Annotated in this window: 21 protein-coding genes and 2 pseudogenes; 12 read left to right on the top strand and 11 right to left on the bottom strand. The window is 41.9% G+C overall.

What is annotated here, in order from left to right; translation table 11 throughout:
• Window positions 1-42: 42 nt before the first annotated feature.
• The 4 genes from rbsK to MAS10914_RS0125995 form a co-directional block, all read right to left on the bottom strand.
• Window positions 43-975: a ribokinase gene (gene rbsK, locus MAS10914_RS0126010; RefSeq protein WP_017318878.1), complete on the bottom strand. Its 933-nt coding sequence runs from the start codon at window positions 973-975 to the stop codon at window positions 43-45.
• Between the two features lie 251 nt (window positions 976-1,226).
• A complete protein-coding gene (locus MAS10914_RS0126005; RefSeq protein WP_017318877.1) occupies window positions 1,227-2,534 on the bottom strand; it encodes a diguanylate cyclase domain-containing protein in 1,308 nt (435 codons plus the stop codon).
• 502 nt (window positions 2,535-3,036) lie between these two features.
• Window positions 3,037-3,405 carry a dihydroneopterin aldolase gene (gene folB, locus MAS10914_RS0126000; protein WP_017318876.1) on the bottom strand — a complete coding sequence of 123 codons (369 nt, stop codon included), beginning with the start codon at window positions 3,403-3,405 and terminating at the stop codon, window positions 3,037-3,039.
• A gap of 586 nt (window positions 3,406-3,991) precedes the next feature.
• Entirely contained in the window at window positions 3,992-4,303 is a 312-nt protein-coding gene (locus MAS10914_RS0125995; protein WP_017318875.1) for a dienelactone hydrolase family protein, read from the bottom strand.
• Window positions 4,304-4,369: 66 nt separating this feature from the next.
• On the opposite strand from MAS10914_RS0125995, the gene MAS10914_RS36475 reads away from it, so the two are divergent.
• From MAS10914_RS36475 to MAS10914_RS32315, 4 genes and pseudogenes are all read left to right on the top strand, one after another.
• Window positions 4,370-4,879, top strand: coding sequence for a helix-turn-helix domain-containing protein (locus tag MAS10914_RS36475; protein ID WP_017318874.1), 510 nt, complete (start codon window positions 4,370-4,372; stop codon window positions 4,877-4,879).
• Window positions 4,791-5,294, top strand: a complete 504-nt coding sequence (locus tag MAS10914_RS35940; protein ID WP_232224234.1) for a transposase family protein — start codon at window positions 4,791-4,793, stop codon at window positions 5,292-5,294. The genes MAS10914_RS36475 and MAS10914_RS35940 overlap by 89 nt, the downstream gene beginning before the upstream one ends.
• 182 nt (window positions 5,295-5,476) lie before the next feature.
• Window positions 5,477-6,631: pseudogene (locus MAS10914_RS31080) on the top strand (fumarate reductase/succinate dehydrogenase flavoprotein subunit); the annotation flags it as partial.
• A gap of 407 nt (window positions 6,632-7,038) precedes the next feature.
• Entirely contained in the window at window positions 7,039-7,806 is a 768-nt protein-coding gene (locus MAS10914_RS32315; RefSeq protein WP_017318871.1) for an IS66 family transposase, read from the top strand.
• Between the two features lie 57 nt (window positions 7,807-7,863).
• Here the strand turns inward: MAS10914_RS32315 and MAS10914_RS31070 are convergent, their stop codons facing one another.
• From MAS10914_RS31070 to MAS10914_RS36710, 6 genes are all read right to left on the bottom strand, one after another.
• Window positions 7,864-8,124, bottom strand: coding sequence for an alpha/beta fold hydrolase (locus tag MAS10914_RS31070; RefSeq protein WP_017318870.1), 261 nt, complete (start codon window positions 8,122-8,124; stop codon window positions 7,864-7,866).
• A 57-nt stretch (window positions 8,125-8,181) separates the two neighbouring features.
• Complete coding sequence (locus MAS10914_RS0125965) at window positions 8,182-8,808, bottom strand: MOSC domain-containing protein (protein WP_017318869.1); 627 nt, start codon at window positions 8,806-8,808, stop codon at window positions 8,182-8,184.
• A 141-nt stretch (window positions 8,809-8,949) separates the two neighbouring features.
• Window positions 8,950-9,453 carry a cupin domain-containing protein gene (locus MAS10914_RS0125960; protein WP_017318868.1) on the bottom strand — a complete coding sequence of 168 codons (504 nt, stop codon included), beginning with the start codon at window positions 9,451-9,453 and terminating at the stop codon, window positions 8,950-8,952.
• 103 nt (window positions 9,454-9,556) lie between these two features.
• Window positions 9,557-9,949, bottom strand: coding sequence for an alpha/beta fold hydrolase (locus MAS10914_RS31795; RefSeq protein ID WP_017318867.1), 393 nt, complete (start codon window positions 9,947-9,949; stop codon window positions 9,557-9,559).
• 118 nt (window positions 9,950-10,067) lie between these two features.
• Window positions 10,068-10,514, bottom strand: coding sequence for an alpha/beta hydrolase family protein (locus MAS10914_RS31790; RefSeq protein ID WP_232224233.1), 447 nt, complete (start codon window positions 10,512-10,514; stop codon window positions 10,068-10,070).
• Entirely contained in the window at window positions 10,475-10,762 is a 288-nt protein-coding gene (locus tag MAS10914_RS36710; RefSeq protein WP_084786410.1) for an alpha/beta hydrolase, read from the bottom strand. The genes MAS10914_RS31790 and MAS10914_RS36710 overlap by 40 nt, the downstream gene beginning before the upstream one ends.
• On the opposite strand from MAS10914_RS36710, the pseudogene MAS10914_RS0125945 reads away from it, so the two are divergent.
• Window positions 10,745-11,098 (top strand): annotated as a pseudogene (locus MAS10914_RS0125945) (amidase family protein); the annotation flags it as partial. The gene MAS10914_RS36710 and the pseudogene MAS10914_RS0125945 sit on opposite strands and share 18 nt — an antisense overlap.
• Here the strand turns inward: MAS10914_RS0125945 and MAS10914_RS0125940 are convergent.
• Window positions 11,095-11,328, bottom strand: coding sequence for a hypothetical protein (locus MAS10914_RS0125940; protein WP_017318863.1), 234 nt, complete (start codon window positions 11,326-11,328; stop codon window positions 11,095-11,097). The pseudogene MAS10914_RS0125945 and the gene MAS10914_RS0125940 overlap by 4 nt on opposite strands.
• A gap of 527 nt (window positions 11,329-11,855) precedes the next feature.
• Between MAS10914_RS0125940 and cas6 the strand changes: the two genes are divergently transcribed.
• Genes cas6 through MAS10914_RS0125900 form a run of 7 tightly spaced genes read left to right on the top strand, consistent with a single transcriptional unit; the run spans window position 11,856 to window position 20,461 of the window.
• A complete protein-coding gene (gene cas6, locus MAS10914_RS0125930; RefSeq protein ID WP_017318861.1) occupies window positions 11,856-12,521 on the top strand; it encodes a type I-MYXAN CRISPR-associated protein Cas6/Cmx6 in 666 nt (221 codons plus the stop codon).
• Complete coding sequence (gene cas3, locus MAS10914_RS0125925; RefSeq protein WP_017318860.1) at window positions 12,514-14,934, top strand: CRISPR-associated helicase Cas3'; 2,421 nt, start codon at window positions 12,514-12,516, stop codon at window positions 14,932-14,934. Before cas6 ends, cas3 begins: the two co-directional genes overlap by 8 nt.
• A complete protein-coding gene (gene cas8a1, locus MAS10914_RS0125920; protein WP_017318859.1) occupies window positions 14,931-16,430 on the top strand; it encodes a type I-MYXAN CRISPR-associated Cas8a1/Cmx1 in 1,500 nt (499 codons plus the stop codon). The genes cas3 and cas8a1 overlap by 4 nt, the downstream gene beginning before the upstream one ends.
• A gap of 57 nt (window positions 16,431-16,487) precedes the next feature.
• Window positions 16,488-17,408, top strand: coding sequence for a type I-B CRISPR-associated protein Cas7/Cst2/DevR (cas7i, locus tag MAS10914_RS0125915; RefSeq protein ID WP_017318858.1), 921 nt, complete (start codon window positions 16,488-16,490; stop codon window positions 17,406-17,408).
• Window positions 17,405-18,112 (top strand): type I-MYXAN CRISPR-associated protein Cas5/Cmx5/DevS, encoded by a 708-nt coding sequence (gene cas5 / locus MAS10914_RS0125910; RefSeq protein ID WP_017318857.1) that lies wholly within the window; start codon window positions 17,405-17,407, stop codon window positions 18,110-18,112. Before cas7i ends, cas5 begins: the two co-directional genes overlap by 4 nt.
• Window positions 18,113-18,160: 48 nt before the next feature.
• Window positions 18,161-18,736, top strand: a complete 576-nt coding sequence (locus tag MAS10914_RS0125905; RefSeq protein WP_017318856.1) for a Uma2 family endonuclease — start codon at window positions 18,161-18,163, stop codon at window positions 18,734-18,736.
• 57 nt (window positions 18,737-18,793) lie between these two features.
• Complete coding sequence (locus MAS10914_RS0125900) at window positions 18,794-20,461, top strand: type I-MYXAN CRISPR-associated endonuclease Cas4/Cas1 (protein WP_017318855.1); 1,668 nt, start codon at window positions 18,794-18,796, stop codon at window positions 20,459-20,461.
• Window positions 20,462-20,465 lie beyond the last annotated feature (4 nt).

Genomic DNA, 20,465 nt, shown 5'->3' with positions numbered 1-20,465 from the left:
TGGTAGTTGGTAGTTGGTAGTTGTTCCACTTCCCACTAACTACTAACCACTAACCACTCCCCTTTCCCGAACAAAGGTATCAAACGTCAACCTATCCGGAAGCGAAGGTTGCGCCCCTGATTTTGTCGCAGCCATTGCACCCGCTGCTGCACCCCAAACCACCGCCTGACGTAAAGGAAGTTCTTCACAAAGCGCCGCAGCCAAACCACTATTAAACGCATCCCCGGCGGCAGTTGTGTCAACGGTATGAACTGGAAACGCAGGTATAAAAAAGGTCTCCTTGGTGGTTGCACAAACAACACCCTTAGCACCTAGTTTCACAATTGCATTTTTCACACCCCGTTGCTGTAACACTTCAGCAGCCTTTTTTGCCGACTCTTCTCCATCCACCGGAAAACCCACCAGTTGCCCTGCTTCCACTTCGTTCGGTGTCATAATGTCTACCAATGAGTAAAGTTCATTTGGGACATCTTTTTGCACGGGTGCTGGATCGAGAATGACTGTCACTCCCGCCTCTGTTGCGACTTTGGCAGCTGCAACAACAGCAGACATGGGGATTTCAAATTGTAAAAGCAGTGCCCTAGCTTCCGGTAATAAACGCGACAATCGTTCCACATCTTGCTGATTGACACGCCCATTCGCACCAGGAATGACAATAATTTGATTTTCACCCCTCACATCTACAGTGATCATGGCAACACCAGAACTCACACTTTCATCCACAAACACATTGTCAGTCTGCACGCCAGATTCTTGTAGACTGTGGACAAGTTCTGCACCAAAACTATCTGCGCCTATGCGTCCCACCATGTATGTTGGAACTCCCAGTCGCGCTGATGCTACTGCTTGATTTGCGCCTTTACCACCTGGTGCTTTGAAAAAATCTCCTCCTAGCAGCGTTTCTCCTGCAACTGGTAAGCGAGGCGCTGTTGCAACCAAGTCTATGTTGATACTGCCGAAGACGATAAGAGTCATAATTTAGGGAAGTAGCGCAGAATTCTATTATCCCTCGTTCAGGCTCAGGTATCTTCTATTAGCACACTGCGATTTTCAACTTTTTAGTTGATCTAAGTTAGTCATTTATTTGGTACTAAGATAGAGATTTTCGCCATATCCTACCTATAGTCATAAGCTAATGAGCATTCAAGTTGCATAGTTACTATAAGCGAATCATCCTGGAAAAATGAATGACGATTGTATATACACATGACAGAAATTTTTGCCGATTACTCATTAATCTCCAGTAACTGCTGGGAATTAAACATAACATAATGAGCTTTTCCCTGTTCCTTTGCATGGTACATGGCGATATCAGCATCCCGCAGCAGATTTTCTGGTTGCTCATAACTACTACAACTTAAAGCAATACCAATGCTAGCTGCAATTGATATAAGATGTTCATTTAGATAAAGTGGTAATCTTAAGGTTTCTTGAATACGGTTGGCAACATTTGTTGCATCGGAAACGTCTTTAATATCTTCGATGAGAATCGCAAATTCATCACCACCAAATCGTGCTACCGTATCGCCACTGCGTAAGCACGATTCTAAACGTCGGGCAATTTCCATCAATAAATTATCACCCACACTATGTCCAAAGCTATCGTTAATTCTCTTGAAGCCATCCAAATCTAAAAACAAAACAGCATAACCATAATTGTTCCTTCGTTTTCCACGATCAAACACTTGTCTAAGCCTCTCAAAGAATAAAACTCGATTGGGTAGTGCTGTCAGCGCATCGTAGAAAGCATTGCGAACAAGTTGCGCTTCTGTTCGTTTACGTTGAGTGATATCTTCAAAAACTAAAACAGCGCCAATAATGTTACCATCGTCATCGCGGATGGGTGCAATACTACCCCCTATTTGTATTTCTGTATCATCTTTAGCAACTAATGTAAGAGTTTCTGGTAGATTCAAAACAACACCTGTTTGTATGACTTGTGTAGCTAAATCCTTGATAATCACCCCTGTATCTTTGTCAACCAAGCTCAATACTTCTGTTAAATTTTTATTAACCGCTTCATCTTGCTTCCAGGCTGTAAGTGCTTCTGCAATTGGATTTATCATATAGATACAACCATAGGTGTCTGTGATAATCACTGCACAGCCCATACTTTTAAGAATCGCTACAAACTTTTGCTTTTCTTCCTGTAATTTTCTTTTGGCTTTGTGCTGATAAAGAGCCATTTCAATAGCAATATGCAGGTCTCGTTCAGCAACTGGTTTAGTGATGTAGCCGAAAGGTTCTATTAATCGATTTGTATTTATTTTTTCTTCTGGACAATCGGTTAAATATAAAACTGGAACTTTAAAATTATTCATAATAATATCAGCAACTTGCCACCCATTAATTTTTCCTTTTAAACAAATATTAACTAATACTAGACTGGGATTTGTTTCTTCTACTTTTTTTATTGCTTCTTCTCCAGAAAGGGTAATTTCAGGAACAGAATAACCCAGGTTTTGCAATCTCTTTTTAAGCTCTAATGCTATTTTTTTTTCATTTTCAACAACTAAAATTTTTGGACTAAGCATATTAAAATTTAGCTTTGACTTAAGTAATAACGTTTTTGACAATATTAACTCAATCTAAAGTGAGTAATCATATCATAATAAAGTCTTCAAAATACCTACATATTTACTTTACTGGATACTTACTGAATAACTAGTTATTTATTAACTTAAAGATTTTTTCATTTGCGCTTTTTTTAACTTTTTGGCTAGACTAATTGAATTACCATAGATGCTTACAGCCATTTGCATCTAAATAGACCAGATTGTCCAGACGTTGCACTTGCTAGTCTGTACAGGGTTTAAATTAGTGCATCTGTGGTTCATTTATTTAAAAACCGCTCTAATATCGGGTCACAAGCGGGATAAAATGGATGTCTGCAAAAATAGCAGGTGCAAAAGGAATCTTTTCAAATATGTATGAATTCCTAAAACCTCCTCACTTACGTCGCACTCTCCCCTTTTAGGGGAGACTACGGGAATCAACACGATTTATTTCCCTGCTTGCAAGTTGGGAAGATTAGGGCTAGGTATTAGATTTAGTTTTAGTCAGTTCAATGCTAATTCTGCCGCCAAAATCTGGAATGGGTGCAGCAGGTTTACTCAAAATAACTTGAACTTGTACCACGCGATCGCTTGATGCCAAGATAGAATCTGCAATGGTGGTTGCTAACCGTTCTACCAAAGAGAACCTTGATGTCTTCACCAGATTTTGCACTAAGCTGATAACGCTACGATAATCAATGGTATCTTCTATTGCGTCAGTTTTAGCCGCTTTTGAGAGATCCAGCCACAACCTCACATCCACCTCAAACCATTGTCCAAGTACCTGTTCTTCTTGCAGATACCCAGTGTAGCCATAGCAGCGAATTCCTGTTAAATGAATGCAATCCATAAAAAATAGTCCTGAGTTAGTACTTTCAGTATTTATCAACCCATTGGATTTCCTGATTAATCTCCGATAGGAAGGTTGGTTGAAATATACCAGAGAATAGGACGATGAAATAGCAACACAGATAATCAGTTTAAGATGACACGATGATGAAAGCATATACAAGTACAAGACCTAACCCTGGCTTAACTCATCCCTTCGCTGGAAGGAATGGGCTTCCCCGCCGCCTTTTTGTGAGAGGTTTGGAGAGAGGTCAAATTTACCTTGATCGAACTCACATTAAATAACGTGAGTTCGACGGGGTGAATTGACTGTGGTAGTTGGTTGGGGGTTCAATTCAAGTTAGGCGATCGCTGCGTATAGATTATGATGCATCTCAAGTCTCGGTTGGACATCACACAGGTTTTTTGTGACCTCGACGACTTCTGCCAATTTTACAAAACATCAAAGTCACAAAAACTCAGAAGATTCAAGGTTTCAACCTAGCTGCTAAATGGAAGCGATTGCCCGAAGGGCACTGCGCAGAGCGCAATCGCTCAAAGGATGGTCAACAGAAGAAGGATGGTTTATCTTAACCAATTTAACCGACTTAACCTCGGCTATAAATGCTTATAAAAAACGCTATACTCGCCTCTGGCGAGAAGCAAGCTACGTAATTCGTAGCAGTGCGCTGATAAAGTACGGGAGCGTAGGCGTAGCCCGTCGTAGACATCGCTACATGCCCCTCCTTAGCTAAGTTCTCAGCAACTTCCCGAATATGAATATTTACCCCAAAGATTTCCTGAATCACAATCACGGCGGGGAATTTTCCCTCTTTTGCAGGTTCAGCTAGGTAAGCATCAATTTGCAAATCACCGTTTGGGACTTTAACTTGAGTTGTGCGAATTTCTGTGCTTGTCATTAGACATCTCCGAAATAGTTTTTGTCGCGATACAAGAATATAAAATGACCTTTTTAGCACACAAAAATGGCTAACATACTAGAGTACATCGAGAAAAATCCAGAGCAAGCACAGCGCTTAGTAGGCCTAAAATATGACCAATTACAGCAGCTAATTCAAAACGCAATCACACATAATCAAAAGTTGGCAGAAGCCGAAGAACAAAAAATAAGAATTATTAAGGGAGGTGGAGGTCGGAAAGTCAAGCTGTCTATGGAAGAGCAAATAATATTAACTTTAATTTACCTCAGACATTTGACTACATTTCAATTGCTAGGTATCCAATTTGGAGTTAGTGAGACCACAGCAAATGACACTTTTAACTATTGGTTCCCACTGCCCGCGAGAATTGTTACCTTCAAGTATGTTAGAACAAGTAAAAAAAACTCTAGTGACTACGAAATTGTTAAAGAAATTCTCACAGAGTATGAATTAATAGTAGATAGCTGTGAGCAGCCGAGGGAACGCCCTGGAGAGTATCAGGAGCGAAGTCTGCCGGGGGAAGCTTCCCCCGGCGAGCTTCAAAAAAAAGTATGATTCGGGTAAAAAGAAAAATCATACTTTAAAAAACCAGTTAATCGTTTTACCTGACGGTACAGACATTGTTGATGTTGTAGCAGGTAAACCAGGTCCGAAAAGTGATATCAATCTGTTTAGACAGCAGTCATGTTTTGACCCAAGACAAAGATTTAACGGTGACAAAGGTTATGTGGGAGAACCATCAATTAAAACTCCACAGAAGAAACAAAAAAATCAAGAATTAACGCCCGAACAAAAACAATTAAATAAAGAGCTATCATCTGAAAGAATATTTGTTGAACATATAATTCGTTTTGTGAAAATCTTCAGGATAGCCCAAGAAAGATTTCGATTGAATCCCCATAAATATGAAGAAATCATTCTCACAATTTGTGGACTTGTAAGGTTAAGAATTGGAGCGTTAGTCTTATAAGTTTAAACTTATCTGTTTAACGGGGTTAAAATTAGGTACCTATAAACCTATATTTTCCCCTGTTTTTAACAAAAAGCGTCTCAAAATACTATTCTAACGTTAAACTGGCGTTCTTTTACAATTCTGCGTTCGCCTGCTTAAAGTTAGTTTCAGACTAGCTTTGCTTGTTTTCGGAGATGTCTATTCAAGCTAAAGCCGTTATCTTATGTACAGGTGCTTGTGGCAGATTAGGATTACCTGCTTCCGGCTATCTCTATGGCACTTATGAAAATCCTACCAATGCCGGAGATGGCTATTCAATGGCTTATCATGCAGGTGCAGAACTCAGCAATATTGAATGCTTTCAAATTAATCCTTTAATTAAAGATTACAACGGCCCCGCCTGTGCCTATGTTGCTGGGCCTTTTGGCGCACATACAGCCAACGCCGAAGGAAATCGCTTCATTAGCTGTGACTATTGGAGTGGTCAAATGATGTTGGAAATCTGGAAAGAATTAAATTCTGGGAAAGGACCAGTCCAATTGAAAATGACCCATCTTGATGAAGATACAATTGCTGAAATTGAATCTATACTTTGGGCAAATGAACGACCAAGTAGAGAACGCTTTCATCAAGGTAGAAATGAAGATTACCGCAGTCACGGCGTAGAGATGCATATTTCCGAAATAGGCTTATGTAGTGGTCACAGTGCCTCTGGTGTGTGGGTAAATGAAAATGCTCAAACGACAGTCCCAGGTTTATATGCAGCCGGAGACATGGCCAGCGTTCCCCATAATTACATGATTGGGGCGTTTGTTTTCGGTCGTATAGCCGGGGCTCATGCTATTGAGTATATCCAATATTTAGATTTTCTAGAACCAGATGCAGAGTTTTTGGAAACAGAAAAAGCCAGGGTTTATGCACCTTTAACTCGTCCTAATGGTGTACCTCATACTCAAGTAGAATATAAATTAAGACGCTTAGTTAATGATTATCTGCAACCACCAAAATCAGGTAACAAAATCGAGATTGGTTTGAAACATTTTGTTCAAGATGAACAAACATTAGATGTAATGGGCGCTCGTGACCCTCATGAATTGATGCGCTCTATAGAAGTACATTTTATTAGGGACTGTGCAGAAATGGCAGCTAGAGCATCCTTATATCGTCAAGAAACTCGTTGGGGACTTTATCATTACCGCTTAGATTATCCTGAAAAAAATGATGATGAATGGTTTTACCATGTCAACTTAAAAAAAGATAAATTAGGGCAAATGGTATTGTTTAAGCGTCCTGTAGAACCTTACATTTTAGAAGTAGATACAGTCAAGGAATCGTACAATGTAGCTGTGAGGTAAAATCTTTAAAATATAGATGAAGGAGTACAGTTATTAACAGCAGATTTAAGTAGTGGTGAATGGACACAAAAGTATGGTGATATTCGCAATTTAACAGAGATTGATTTAGGTTATCGTTTTATTTGCGCAACGTTGAATAACTAAATAACTGTGATTTAAACTTATGACAAATACTAATAGATGTTGTTGCAAGAGCTTACACACGCCAAATTGCACTTTTAATAGGCTGTGATATCCATCCTTTGAATATCAAGAGAGTTTGCAATTATCTCACTTCACCAATAGGTCTGAACAATAGTTTAATTAATAAAAAAGGGTAAATGGTTTTGTATCGGCTCAATAAACAGGGGTAGTCGAGAAAAATAAAAAAACGAGCGAGGAACACATGGAAGAATTCTCTAAAACTCTTGCCTCAAGAAACTGTATTTAGCTGCACAGACTTTAATACACTACTTGATACATATCTACCCAAATTAGGCTCTGTCCAACGTACTCGTGTTTTAGAAGCAGCCGCAATCGCCTTTTATCATCAGCAAAGAGATTGGCCAGTGGTGCAAGCTCTCGTATGTGATGATGCTCCTCAGTTCAAGTTACTCACTGATGATTTGGCTTTATGCTGGGTAGATGAGGGACGACATTATAAGAAGTTAAGTCCACTGGTTGCTTATCATCAACAAGCCCTTGATAAATTCTTGGATGATTTCTGGGATTATTACCGAGAATTACTCACTTACAGAGATTTTCCCAGTGCAGAAGTCGCACGAGAACTAAAGTCTAAATTCTGGAAACTTTTTGATACAAAAAGTGGTTACGAACAGTTGGATGAACGAAAACGATTAACTGTTGCCAAAGCTTCAGAACTGCTTCTAGTTTTAGAGCATCCGGAATTACCCCTGCATAATAATCCTGCTGAATTAGCTGCTAGGACTATGGTGCAGCGACGTAATGTTAGCTATGCAACTCAGACAACTGAGGGAACTCAAGCTTGGGATACTTTTATGTCTCTTGTGGCTACTACTCGCAAGTTAGAAATCAGCTTTTTTGAGTATATGCGTGACCGTATTTCTCAAATTCGAGCAATCCCCTCTCTTGCCCAAGTTATTCGCGAGAAATCTTCTCTCATTCCATTGGGCTGGTCGTGGCAGCTTGAATCACTGCCTACCCCAAATTATTGAGCCGATACCTTTATGGAGATGTGTACTTATTGGGTTCAATTGTTGTCGAGCCAGTGGCTAAACCTTGCACTGATTAGGCAGGGAGCGATCGAAGGTGTAATCAAACTCATCCACGGTGGGCATGGAACTATAACCAAAACCAGGATAGTCAGGGGCAACCAGATGGAAACGATCGGCAAGCGCAGGTATCAGATTGCGGAACATATGGGATGAGGTCGGGAAGCCATGCAACAGCAGAATCGTCGGATTATCGCGAGAGCCAGCTTCTCGATAAAAGATATCTAAACCATCGATTGAGACTGTGCGAAATGCGGTCATAACTTTGTTCCTAGTAAGGTTATAAGTGATAAAATTATGACGTGAAATCAAAACACGCTACTGCTGAAAATAGTCGCGCCAACTTTTGGGTAAGGCTTCCAGTTGAGCAGCACGGTGCAGTAACTCTGGATTGTCCTGCTCACGAACATAAAGCTGAGTGATATCAGCAACACTAATATTGTTATCATCCCGGCTTACCAACTCTAAAGTATCTCCGGCTCCGACTTCGCCCTCTTGGAAAACACGAAAGTAAAATCCGGTTCGACGACTCGCAAGAAATCGTTTAACCATATCCGGTCGTCCAAACCGAATCCCAAGTTTGTAGCAAGGTAGGCGAGGTTGTGTCACCATTAGTTTTACAGTGCCGATGTGAAAACAATCCCCAATGTTCACTTCCTCTTCTTTCAACCCAGTGGTCGTGAAATTTTCACCAAAGATGCCTAGCGGTAGTTCTGTGTCAGGCAATTCACTTCGCCAGTACTCGTAATGCTCAAACGGATAGACATAGACTGCTTTGTCTGCTCCTCCATGAACGGTTAGATCAGCTTGCTTATCACCGTCTAAATTGAGCGAGCGCACCATCACCCTTTCGCTGACTGGCTCTTTGAAAATTCCAGTACTCACTATTTTTCCTTTCCAGGTCACTTCACGCGGAAGCCCTACGTTGACAGAAATGAGTTTCATCTTCAGCTCCAAAGTATTGGATTACATTCGATTACGGCAGTCTAAAACACCTTTCTATCGCAACAGATACCATAGATTTGGGCTGGTTCTCAGTTAGTTTGTGTTTTGTAAGCCGAGTAAGCTATTGTTCTTACGCAGAGTTTAATTGATAGCGGAGTCTGGAGGAAAAATAGTCAGACCGTATTGGGGAGCCAGGGCGATCGTATGACGGATATCTGCATCCGTAACAGGAGGTGGCGGTGCAGTGGGATCATCAGCCGGAGTGCCAATCTCCATGAAAAACTGCTCTAGTCCAGCGGGTGTTACCCAGCACAACATCTGGGCAGGTTGGTCGCTTTTGTTGGCAAACAGATGACGCTGTCCTCTGGGCGAGTAGATGAAGGTTCCAGGGGTTGCCACAAGGGTTTGTCCATCAATTTGAAACTGAATTTCTCCCGATTGAATAAAGAAGGATTCATCTTCGCGGCTGTGGATGTGGGGAGGTGAGCCAGTCTGGGGATAAACGAGCATCTCCATTAACGAATAAGCTCCATTCGTATCCTGGCTCACGGTCTTAAAGGTATACAGGTCGCCCAACACCCAGTAAGATGTCCCCTGACTTGGTTGTAACAAAAGACCGTTCTGATTCATTTGGTTTGCAAACATGACTATTTCTCCACAATATGAGGTTTACTGAATCTGGGTTGATCAGTGTCAGGTTTTGTGTGACATACCACCAATGACAACGTACTGGACTTGGGAATGCTGATTAATTTTCTTTAAGAAAGTCCAGCAGCACAGGATTGACTTGATCTGCATGAGTCCAGTTGATGGCATGCGGACCGCCAGGTATCACCACAAGGCGGCTGTCTTTAATTAACTTCGGTAGTCTCGCTCCGGTGGAATGATGCGGGAGGATGCGATCAGCATCCCCCTGGATGATCAGCGTTGGCACGTCGATGCGAGGCAGATCATCACGGAAGTCGGTCAACCAGGATGGCACACAGTCCAGAGTTCCCTTGGCGGATGCTCCTGCCGCGACATTCCAGCTCAGCCGGATGGCATCATCGCTGATGCGAGTGCCGAGAAGCACATCAACATTGTAGAAGTCTTTGAAAAATGCGGACAAATAGGCGGGGCGATCGTCTACGATGCTCTTCATAATCCCGTCAAAGTTGATGTTTAATAGCCGTACTAATCAGAGTGGTCAATTGCTGCAAAGGTGCGCCCGCTGGAAGCGATCGCTCCGCGCCATCGCCTGCTTTGTAGGTTGAGTTCTGTCATCCCTGCTTCAAATATTTCTCAAACCATCTCAAGGCAGTTGTACTTGCAATCTCGAAGCCCTCTCCCTGGAAGCCGTCAAAGTGTCCGCCCTTCAAGATTGTAAGAGACTTCGGCTCCATCGCCCGCGCATGGACAGCAGCGGTCAAGTCGGCAGGTGAAAGAAAGTCCTTCTCGCCTACAATCAGGCATAGCGGGGTGGGAAAGATCGCCTCGACGTGAGGAGCCGGTTCGTAATAGAGACAGTGTTCAATCGATTCAAAGGTGAGTCGATTCTCCCATCTTCCTTCGCTCGCGCTTTTGGTCGATTCAACCCAATTGAACGCATCGGGTGTAGGAAGGAAGCAGGGTTGACCGGGCGGGGCAACCAACGGGAGGTAACTTACCTCTTTGGTTTGATACCGTTTTATCCGGTCAAGTGAAAGCATCTTTGTGAGTTCCTCCATTTCAAGTGGGAGGTCAGGCGGCGAGAGATGAGAAACGCATTCACCGTAGGCATCTGTGCCACGATCGCTTTCACTCTCGGATCGAATGCGGCCAAATGCAGCGCGTGACCGCCGCTATAGGAGAAGCCCCACAGACCTATGCGCTCAGGGTCAACTTCGCTTTGTAGTTGAGTCCAGGTGATGGCATTGCGGAAGTCCTCATGCTGTTCGGTAGAACGCGTAGACGCAAAGCGGCTTGTCGCAGACATCGCTTCACTGCCCAAATGGATGAGGCATTAGAACCTTGGGACGCGTGGCTGTGTCCAGTTGCTGCAACCCCTGCTTTTACTCATCGTCCCGCTTGGAGTGCTATTGAGATTGATGGCAGACCCTACCCTCATGCAGTGGCAAACGGAGCTTACACCATGCCATTTAATCTGAGTGGACATCCTGTAGTAGTGATTCCCATTGGGCAGACTCAGAATGATCTACCGATTGGAATGCAAGTTGTTGGCAAACGGTGGCGTGAGATGGAGTTATTAGCGATCGCTCAGGAACTTGATAAAGTCATTAATGCTTTCCGAAGCCCATCTGAAATTATTTAACTAAATTTTATTTCTACGCCACCAATTTCATCAAGGTTATCTATATCATCTAGGTAGAAGTAGTTAACTCTCCTCTCATAATGATTATAATTATATTTTCTGGGATGTTTTATTTTTTGGAAGTCCCTCAGTTCTAGAGGAAAGCCGGAGGTGCGATCGCCCTCGGTGCAGCGAAGCTGATCACCTACCGTGTGCAGAACGCGATCGCATGATTGCTGACGCTCCAGCAATGTCTTGCTTTTGCAAATCCCCAGCCTGTCGCGACCTTATGCATTGCAATTACACTCTGCGATCGCCCCTTGGGCGGCTCCTGTGGAGCATCGCCTACGGCGCAGCGTAGCTGATCGCTTCTACAATACAAATAAGAAGTTTTTAAGCGTTCAGAGCGTATATAGTAAAAGTTAACTCTGTCCTATGCTGTCGTCAGGCGTTGAGCACTTTCACGATTTCAAGGTTTAACACCTTTGAGTGATGCAGGGCAGCTGGGATTAACATAACCCTGCCTGCTCCAAACCTTTGATGCCGTAAGGCGTTGAACACATTAGTAACTAACTTGACATCTTGCTCAATTTTTGTTATCACTTAGTTTGTTCTGATGTTTCATGATTTAAAAGTAAGGTCTAGAGTTTCACACTGAAATACAATCTAGTTTTGGATCGAAGCATGATGTGCTGTCGGTTCTTGTTTGCTACCTCAGATGCCGTAAGGTGTTGAAAATTTAGTTATTTAAGATTTGTCATTTAGGAGGATTCCTGAAGTGATTGCATCTGTAGGTTTTTCTGCGTCTCAAAATCCAGGTAGTGAACTTGAGCCATTTGTTGAACTTTGCTTTCCAGTCCGAGGGAGATATTTGCCTGCGGATCATAACTACGCTCTCTTTGCAGCGTGCGTTTATATCATTCCAGAAATACGTCAGCAACCAGCACTCAGCATTCTGACAATTCCTGGTTTTGCTGATAAACAAGGCAAAATTCTGCTGACAGAACAATCTTGCTTGCGAATTCGCGTACCGATTCCTCAAATTTCGTTGATTTATAAATTGGCAGGAAAAAGTATTCGATTAGGAATACATGAGATTCAAATTGGCATTCCAGAAATATTTACGCTCAAGCCAGCGAAGACGCTTAGGTCAAGAATTGTTGTTATCAAGGGATATAGCGAACCGGAATCTTTTTTAAATGCAGCACAGCGTCAGCTTGATGATTTAGGAATTTCAGGGAAACTTTCTATTCCGGTAGATAAAAAAGGTGCTTTTAGTCGTAAAACGCTTAAAGTCAAACGATATACCATTGTTGGTTTTACAACAGAAGTTTCAGGCTTAAGTGATGATGATTCTTTAAAGTTACAGCAGTTAGGGATTGGTGGCAAAAGACACCTTGGTTGTGGATATTTCTTGCCTTGTAAGGGAGGTAGAAATGTTTAAGGTGTTGTTGGCTAAATCGTTATCAGTAGAGGAGAACAAAAACGATATAGCACGAGGCGCTGCAAAGTATACAGGACATATCAGCTTGGTGGTGCAAGCGGCTGATGTTTTGGTAGGTAACTTGGGTAAGCCCATTCTCCAGCAATTAGGGATAAAACATATTGATTTAGATTACTTTGCAACGACAGTTAGATTAGGCGCGTACTTACATGATTGGGGTAAAGCAAATCAACATTTTCAGGAGATGGTTTACCTGAAAACTCTTGATCCTAAATCACCAGATCCAAAGCTCCGAGATTATAGAAAGCGAATTTTGGCACTTTCCAAGGAGCATTCAGACAAACAAATGCTGCGTCATGAAATTATTAGCGGTATTTTGGCGTTGCAAGTACCTACCTTTAGGGAATGGTTGGAACAATGCCAGAATGCAAACTTGATGATTGCTGTTTGGGCAGCAATGGGACATCATTTAAAAATAGGAATAAATCAAAATAATCAAGCCGCAGAATTTATAGCTGAAATTCCTTCAGGTATTGGAGATGAATTAAAGTTTTATACCCATCATTCAGACTTTCAAGCTGTTTTGAAAATGGGTCATAAAGCTTTAGGATTACCTGAAAGCTTACCAGACTTACCTCCAGAAATTTGGTCAAAGTCACAATTACAAAAGGCTTTAATAAATCTACGTAACGAATTTATTCAGTTTGAATCGCAACTAGATTGGGAGCAGCAAAAATTTATTGCTGCTGTGAAAGCAACGGTAATTGCAGCAGATTTGGCTGGTTCTGCGTTACCTCTAGCTGAAGAAGACTTCAAGGAATGGATTGAACAAGTCTTATCATTGCAACTTTCAAAAGAAGATATTCAGAAATTAGTCAATCAACGCCTAAAAGGTCAAAAGTTACGTCCCTTTCAAGAGTTAATTGCCAAATCGCGTCGTCGAGTAACGCTTGTCAAAGCAGGTTGTGGAACAGGTAAAACGATTGGTGCATACGCTTGGGGAGAAAAATGGGCAGTAGGACGTAAACTATTTTTTTCTTATCCAACTACAGGTACAGCTTCACAGGGATATATCGACTATGCAGATGGTACAGAAATCGAAGCAGCTTTAATGCATTCTCGTGCAGATTTGGATCGAGAACTACTATTTTCTGGGGAATCTGATGATTCTGAGGGTATCGATGCTCGATTAATGGCTTTTCAGGCATGGCGGAAGAAACTGATTGTCTGTACAGTTGATTCTGTATTGGGCTTAATTCAAAACAATCGCAAGCCGCTTTACTCCTGGGCGGCGATCGCTCAATCAGCTTTTGTATTTGATGAAGTCCACGCATACGATACACGTCTTTTTGGTGCATTGTTGAAATTTATCAAAGCGTTTCGCGGTGCGCCCATTCTCTTGATGAGTGCCAGTTTTACTCCCGAACAGTTACAAGCTATTCGTCAAGTACTTGCAGAACAAGGCGAAGAATTAGACGAACCCATCGAAGGACCAAAGGAACTAGAGGAACTTAAGCGTTACGACATTAAATATGTCCCTGAAGTAACTGACTTTGATGAAAAGGAAATCTGGCAACCTGTAATAGAAGCTCTCAGAAATAAGCAGAAAGTGTTATGGGTAACTAATTCTGTACCAAGCTGTATCAAAATTTATCGCACAGCCAAAATTAAGCTTGCTGAACAATTACCACAGTTAAGCCTCGAACCGTTAATTTATCACAGTCGTTACCGTTACAAAGATAGACTTAAAAAGCATAAAGCTGTAATTGAAGCCTTTGGAAAAAATGAACCAGTCTTGGCTATCACTACGCAAGTTTGTGAAATGTCGTTGGATTTAAGCGCTGATTTCTTGATATCTGCAATGGCTCCCGCAGCATCTTTAATTCAACGCTTAGGAAGACTGAACCGCAGAATGACGAAACCAGAAGAAGGGGCAAAACAGGCAATTATTTATCCTTGGAATAATGATGGACGACCCTATGATTTGGCAGAACTTGCCACAGGAAAACAATTAATTCAAGAATTTTCTGGTAAAACAGGTATTTCTCAACGAGATTTAGCACAAGTCGCTGCCCGTCTTCACTCAGAGAAAGTCGAGCAAGTTAAATCAAGTTGGTTGGAAGATAACTGGTGTAATCGCCCAGATTTTCTACGTGAAGGTGGATACACAATTACCGTGTTATTGGGTGAGGATGAAACAGCGATATGGGATATTGCCGAACAGCGCAGACAAGAATTACTCAAACGAGGCATAAATGAATCCCGGATGAAATTGTTCAAACAGGAAGCACAAGCTTGGTCAGTACCTATCCGAATTGAGAAAGACTACTATCAATGGGAACGTAGGGGATTCTATCCCATCACTCTAAAAGGCAGAATTCGCTACAGCGAAGAGGTAGGGGCAGAACAGTGAAATTAGAGTTTGATTTAGGTAATCCTAGCTTTACTTTATTGCATTGTGCTGGTTTAGCTGGGTTATGGATGACTTTAAAGCAGTTAGAAATAGAAAAAGTGGCTCGTCCAGAGGGGTTAAATTGGCAGCTTTCCAACCGAAAAGTCATCTTAAATTGGGAAAGAAGCGATAAAACAGTTTTGGAATGGCTATTAAAAGAATCATTCCAAATAAATGATGGACTAATTGCCCTTCGCGGTTTAGATTCACAAACTATGCGTAAGGACGCTCAGGTAATTGTACACCAGGGAATTCTTGGCACTTTTTTACAGCATACCAGCACCCATAAATCGAGTGGAACCAAAACCGAATCTCTATCATTAGGTGAGGGGGAAAAAGAGATTCAGGTTACATATAAAACCTTACAAAGCTATGCTTATCAAGATTTTGCCAGTAACCTTTGTGATAAAAACGGGCAATTACTGACAAAACCAATTAGTGTTGCTGGGTGGTTAAATCCTGGTGCAGTGGTACGTCATGTTGCTTTCAGTTCTGATACTTCTTTTGAAGAACTTCCAGAAGATGCATTTGTTCTGTTATTTGCTCCCGTCGCTTGTTATTACTACATTCTGCGCTCGAAGTTGCGAGATAAACGTGCTCAGTATGCATTGGTAGTTCCGGAAATTACAGATTTAGAAAAGTATGCCCAATATCGTCAAAATCAAAACTTAAGATATGCCACTTACAAAGATTTTCATGCATCAGGTTTAGGTGATGCAGGGCTAAAATTTTTGACTTTAGAAACAACAATAGATATTACTAGAGACTTTGGTGTATCGCGTTGCCAAGTTTTCACTTTGGGAACTGTTGCATGGGCAACTCAACAAAAAACTCGGACAGATATGTATGTGGTAAAAGCCAATGACGAGATTTGTCACAACTATCAGGTTTGTAAAGATTGGTTGAAAGATAAATCAATTGAAGGTAAGGATAGTAATTTTGTGGTAACTAGCTTTGCTAAGGAATTAATTGCTGAAAACTTAGCTAGAAATCAACCTTGGTATTCTGGTATTTCCGAAAAAGTAAACAGTAACGAATTATTCAAAAAGTTAGCTTACGAAAGGGGAGGGCTATATCAAGTGATTCAGAAAGTTAAATCAGATGAACGCGAAAAACTATTTGTTCAAGCTTGCCATGAGGCAATCAATTATACTTATGGTCAAGTTGCTGATAAAACTAAACCTGGTGAGATTCCTAATTTTGAACGTGTCACTGTAAAAATCAGAACCGGATTAAGTAGATGTAAAAATTCGGATACATTTCGAGAATTTATTACTGATTTTTGGTCACGAGCAGGGAAATTACCCACTTTACAGGAACATTGGGAAGAGTTAATGGAGTTTGTGATGGCTGAGAAGAACTGGAAAAAATCGAGAGATTTAGCTTTGCTGGCGTTAGCTAGTTATAAAGGTAAAGGTGTTTCTAATGAAGATGATGTAATTGATATTGGCATTTAAAAGTTTGAAGAAATTAGATTTTTGTAAATGCTTGTAATTCTTGAGGAGATTTCAAAAATGTCGTTTCATTTATTTGGAAATGTGTTGACTGGGTATGGTACTGCTGCCAATAATCGTGGAGAAAACGAAGGTAATATTACAACCTTACAAAAAATTCTTTGGAAGGGAGAAGTACATACAACAGTTTCATCTGAGGCAATTCGTTGGGCATTACGCTACTACTGGCAGACTGCTGGCAACGGTTATCAAGTTAATCGTCGTTGGGATGATGATGCCAATGATAATATTTGGCAAAATGAAAATTTTGATGACACCAATTTTATTGATGATGATGTATTAGGTTTTATGCGTGCAGAGGGTGCAAAAGTTGAAGCTTCAGATGAACCCAAACAAAAAGGAAAAAAAGCACCTAAAGGTACAACAACAGCTAAACGAGGAGTTTTGGAAGTAACTCGTGCTGTTTCTACAACACCTTTTAGTGGTGATTTAACCTTCAATGCTGCTAGTGGTAAAAAAGGACGGACTTCACTTTATGGAACTGAGGTTCATGCAACTCGTTATCAATATGGATTTGCATTAACTCCAGAACGTCTGAAAGATAAATCTCGCATAATTGCAGTTCTAGATGGTTTGAGTTCTCTGGGCGAAGTAGCAGGTAATCATTCTCGCTTTCTCTACGATTTTTCTCCCGAAAGTTTAGTTTTACGATGGACTCATGACTTCGCTCCCCGTATTCTTTACTGCTTTGAAGAGAATGAAGAAGAAATATCAATTGGGGAATTGGTAAGAAAGGTCAAAAATCAGGATATTGAACCGCAGGAGTTATGGATAGCTGGTGCCATTACAGAATCTCAGGAAGCGGAAGAATTAGAAGAATTGGGGGTGAATATTTTCCCAGGAATTAAATTAGCTGTTCAAAGCATGAAACAAGTCATCGATAGGGATTTACAGCTACCTCAATTGGAGTTAATTCGATGACGACAACCACTGAGAAAATATTGGCTATGTTCGTAGAAGTTCCTATAGCTAGTTTTCGTCAATCTCGTGCAAGAGAGTACGCTGAAACTTACCCAGTCCCTCCACCATCCACAGTTTATGGAATGCTACTTTCAATGGTTGGTGAGATGGACAGGTACAAGCACTGTGGAACTCGTTTGGCGATGGCGCTCCCGCGCCCGCCGGAGGCGATGCTCCCGGAGGGAGCCGCCCAAAGGGCGATCGCTCTGGTTTCCCAACCACAAAAATCTACTGTTATCCGCACATTTCGCCGTTTTAAGAAGAAAGATATCCATGATCCTAGTAATGCCAGACCAGATTATCAGGAACTGTTGACTGATGTTAGATTTATTACTTGGGTTGATGCTGGGGAGGATAATTCACAGCCAACGCTAGCAGAACGCTTACAGATGGCATTTGCCAATCCTGCTTCCATCAATCGTTTTGGCGGTCTTTGTTTAGGAGAAAGCCGAGATTTGGTTAATGATGTTACCTTGTTGCCCAAAAACTACCAAGGTCAATCATTGCAATGGCTGGTACAAGATGAAAACGGGTTGTTAACTTTACCCTATTGGGTGGATCATGTTGGTTCAAAGGGTACTCATTGGCAGAGATACATAATACTTGAACCTTCTGAGTTATCTCATCCTCCTGAGTCTGCCTGGACGGTCATTAAAGCAACTTAGCAGTTGTCACTTAAACTAAAAGTAAGCCTCTTTTACCATATAAAACCTATGGTTCAGTCTTCTAATCAACGCCTAACGCTAGAAGAATTTCTTGCACTCCCGGAAGGAGATATTACATACGAGTTTGTTAATGGTGAAGCTGTCCCAAAATATAAAGACGATGAAATGTCACCAAAGTTTTTTCATGGCTCGACTACTGGTGCTTTATTTATACTATTGTCTGCATGGGCACAAGCAAAAGGTCGAGTTGTTATTGAATGGGCAATCAAACTAACACGAAATCAACAAGATTGGATGCCTGTACCCGATCTGACCTATATTTCATATCACCGTCTTCCTGCTGACTGGCTATTAGATGAAGCTTGCCCTGTTGCACCGGAATTAGTAATTGAAATTATCTCACCTGGGCAAACTTTTGGCGAAATTGCCGAAAAAGCGACTGATTATCTCAAAGCTGGTGTTCCTTGTGTTTGGGTGGTTGATACAAAAGCTAGAACTGTAACTGTATTTACGTCATCTTTGCCGATTACTTATCGATTTGATCAAGTCATTACTGATGATTTGCTACCAGGATTGGAAATTACCCCTAACGCAATCTTTCAACAAGCTGGGTTAAATCCCTAAAATTCCATTTCCTCTGATGTCGTAAGGCGCTAAAACACAATTACCTTACAGACATATATGCAAACTCTCAAATATCTTGAATTTTCTACAAAACCAGAAACCATTCGTGTATCTGCACTCCACGCCCTCGCTTACTGCCCCCGCCTCTTCTACCTCGAAGAAGTTGAAGAACTTTACACCCAAGATGCCGCAGTCTTTGCCGGACGCAGACTGCACACCGAACTCGAAAAACAAGAAGACGAAGAGTGGGAAGAACTTTTTCTCGAAAGCGAAGAACTAGGATTACGCGGTCGGCTTGATGCCCTCCGCACCCGTGACGGACAAACAATTCCCTACGAACACAAACGCGGTCGCGCTCACCGAGACGAGAACAAGCAACCATCTGCTTGGCAGAGCGACAAGCTACAAATCCTTGCTTATGCCTATCTCTTAGAATCAGCCTTGGGAATCACAGTCAAAGAAGGTCGCATTCGCTACCACGCTGATAATGTCTTAGTTCATGTACCATTAGATGATGCAGGACGCTCAGCGGTTCGCGAAGCAATTCAGCAAGCACGCACTCTCAGAGAATCTACTCACCGACCACCAGTGATTGATAATGAGCGATTGTGCGCCCGTTGTTCCTTGGCTCCCGTCTGCTTGCCTGAAGAAGCGAGACTTGCCCATGACCGGGAATGGCAACCAATTCGCTTGTTTCCTGAAGACGACGAACGGCAAGTGATTCATGTTTTAGAACCAGGGACATCTGTCGGCAGAACAGGAGAACAAATCAAAATTGCCCGTCGCAATCAACCTGTAGAAACCATTCCTGCTCGTCAGGTTGGACAACTGGTGTTGCACAGTTTCTCCCAAATCTCCACCCAAGCACTGCACTTTTGTGCTGATCAAGGAATTGGGGTGCATTTTATTTCTGGTGGTGGACGTTACCTCGGTAGTTTTGATACCCGCCAGGGTAGCATCCAACGCCGTATTCGTCAGTATACTGCTCTTAGCAACCCTGATACCTGTCTGGAGTTAGCCCGTAAACTGGTAGTTTGTCGCGCTCAGGGACAGAGGAAGTTCTTAATGCGAGGGACTAGGGGCAAAGCTGAAACACCAGAGAGTTTGAAGGCGGCAATCGCCCAAATGAAAGTTGTCCTCAAACAAGTTCCTCAAGCAAAATCTTTGGAATCCCTATTAGGACTGGAGGGGAACCTTGCTGCTCTTTATTTTAGTGCCCTGCCTTGTTTGATTTCTAAAGAAGTGCCAGAAGGAATGCATTTTGCTGGGAGAAACCGCAATCCACCCAAAGATAGGTTTAATACGCTGTTGAGTTTTGGATATGCTTTACTACTTAAAGATGTAATGAATGCCATCTTGACAGTAGGACTGGAACCTGCATTAGGTTTTTACCATCAGCCGCGTTCACAAGCTGCACCACTAGCATTGGATCTGATTGAAATATTTCGAGTGCCTTTGGTAGACATGACAGTGATGGCTTCAGTTAATCGCAACCAATGGGATATCAAGGCAGATTTTGAAGTTCGTGGAGAGCAGGTTTGGTTGAGCGAAGCTGGTAAGCGCAAGTTTGTTGAACTGTACGAGCGCCGCAAACAAGAGAGTTGGAAACATCCAGTCACTAGTTATTCCCTTACCTATCGCCGTTTGTTTGAGTTGGAGGTGCGATTGTTAGAAAAAGAATGGTCTGGTGAGGGTGGTTTGTTTGGTCATCTGGTGCTGCGATGAGGTG

Origin of the sequence: Mastigocladopsis repens PCC 10914 (assembly GCF_000315565.1) — a bacterium.
GTDB classification, from domain to species: Bacteria; Cyanobacteriota; Cyanobacteriia; order Cyanobacteriales; family Nostocaceae; genus Mastigocladopsis; species Mastigocladopsis repens.
This window is presented reverse-complemented; position numbering and strand designations above follow the sequence as displayed.

Coding starts and splice junctions, on each gene's coding strand:
- cas7i (WP_017318858.1), top strand. CDS start 16,488: ATGTCGTTTCATTTATTTGGAAATGTGTTGACTGGGTATGGTACTGCT.
- MAS10914_RS36475 (WP_017318874.1), top strand. CDS start 4,370: ATGGCTAACATACTAGAGTACATCGAGAAAAATCCAGAGCAAGCACAG.
- MAS10914_RS0125995 (WP_017318875.1), bottom strand. CDS start 4,303: ATGACAAGCACAGAAATTCGCACAACTCAAGTTAAAGTCCCAAACGGT.
- folB (WP_017318876.1), bottom strand. CDS start 3,405: ATGGATTGCATTCATTTAACAGGAATTCGCTGCTATGGCTACACTGGG.
- MAS10914_RS0125960 (WP_017318868.1), bottom strand. CDS start 9,453: ATGTTTGCAAACCAAATGAATCAGAACGGTCTTTTGTTACAACCAAGT.
- MAS10914_RS0125905 (WP_017318856.1), top strand. CDS start 18,161: ATGGTTCAGTCTTCTAATCAACGCCTAACGCTAGAAGAATTTCTTGCA.
- MAS10914_RS0125900 (WP_017318855.1), top strand. CDS start 18,794: ATGCAAACTCTCAAATATCTTGAATTTTCTACAAAACCAGAAACCATT.
- rbsK (WP_017318878.1), bottom strand. CDS start 975: ATGACTCTTATCGTCTTCGGCAGTATCAACATAGACTTGGTTGCAACA.
- MAS10914_RS31790 (WP_232224233.1), bottom strand. CDS start 10,514: ATGGAGGAACTCACAAAGATGCTTTCACTTGACCGGATAAAACGGTAT.
- MAS10914_RS31070 (WP_017318870.1), bottom strand. CDS start 8,124: ATGACCGCATTTCGCACAGTCTCAATCGATGGTTTAGATATCTTTTAT.
- cas5 (WP_017318857.1), top strand. CDS start 17,405: ATGACGACAACCACTGAGAAAATATTGGCTATGTTCGTAGAAGTTCCT.
- cas3 (WP_017318860.1), top strand. CDS start 12,514: ATGTTTAAGGTGTTGTTGGCTAAATCGTTATCAGTAGAGGAGAACAAA.
- MAS10914_RS0126005 (WP_017318877.1), bottom strand. CDS start 2,534: ATGCTTAGTCCAAAAATTTTAGTTGTTGAAAATGAAAAAAAAATAGCA.
- MAS10914_RS31795 (WP_017318867.1), bottom strand. CDS start 9,949: ATGAAGAGCATCGTAGACGATCGCCCCGCCTATTTGTCCGCATTTTTC.
- MAS10914_RS36710 (WP_084786410.1), bottom strand. CDS start 10,762: ATGTCTGCGACAAGCCGCTTTGCGTCTACGCGTTCTACCGAACAGCAT.
- MAS10914_RS0125965 (WP_017318869.1), bottom strand. CDS start 8,808: ATGAAACTCATTTCTGTCAACGTAGGGCTTCCGCGTGAAGTGACCTGG.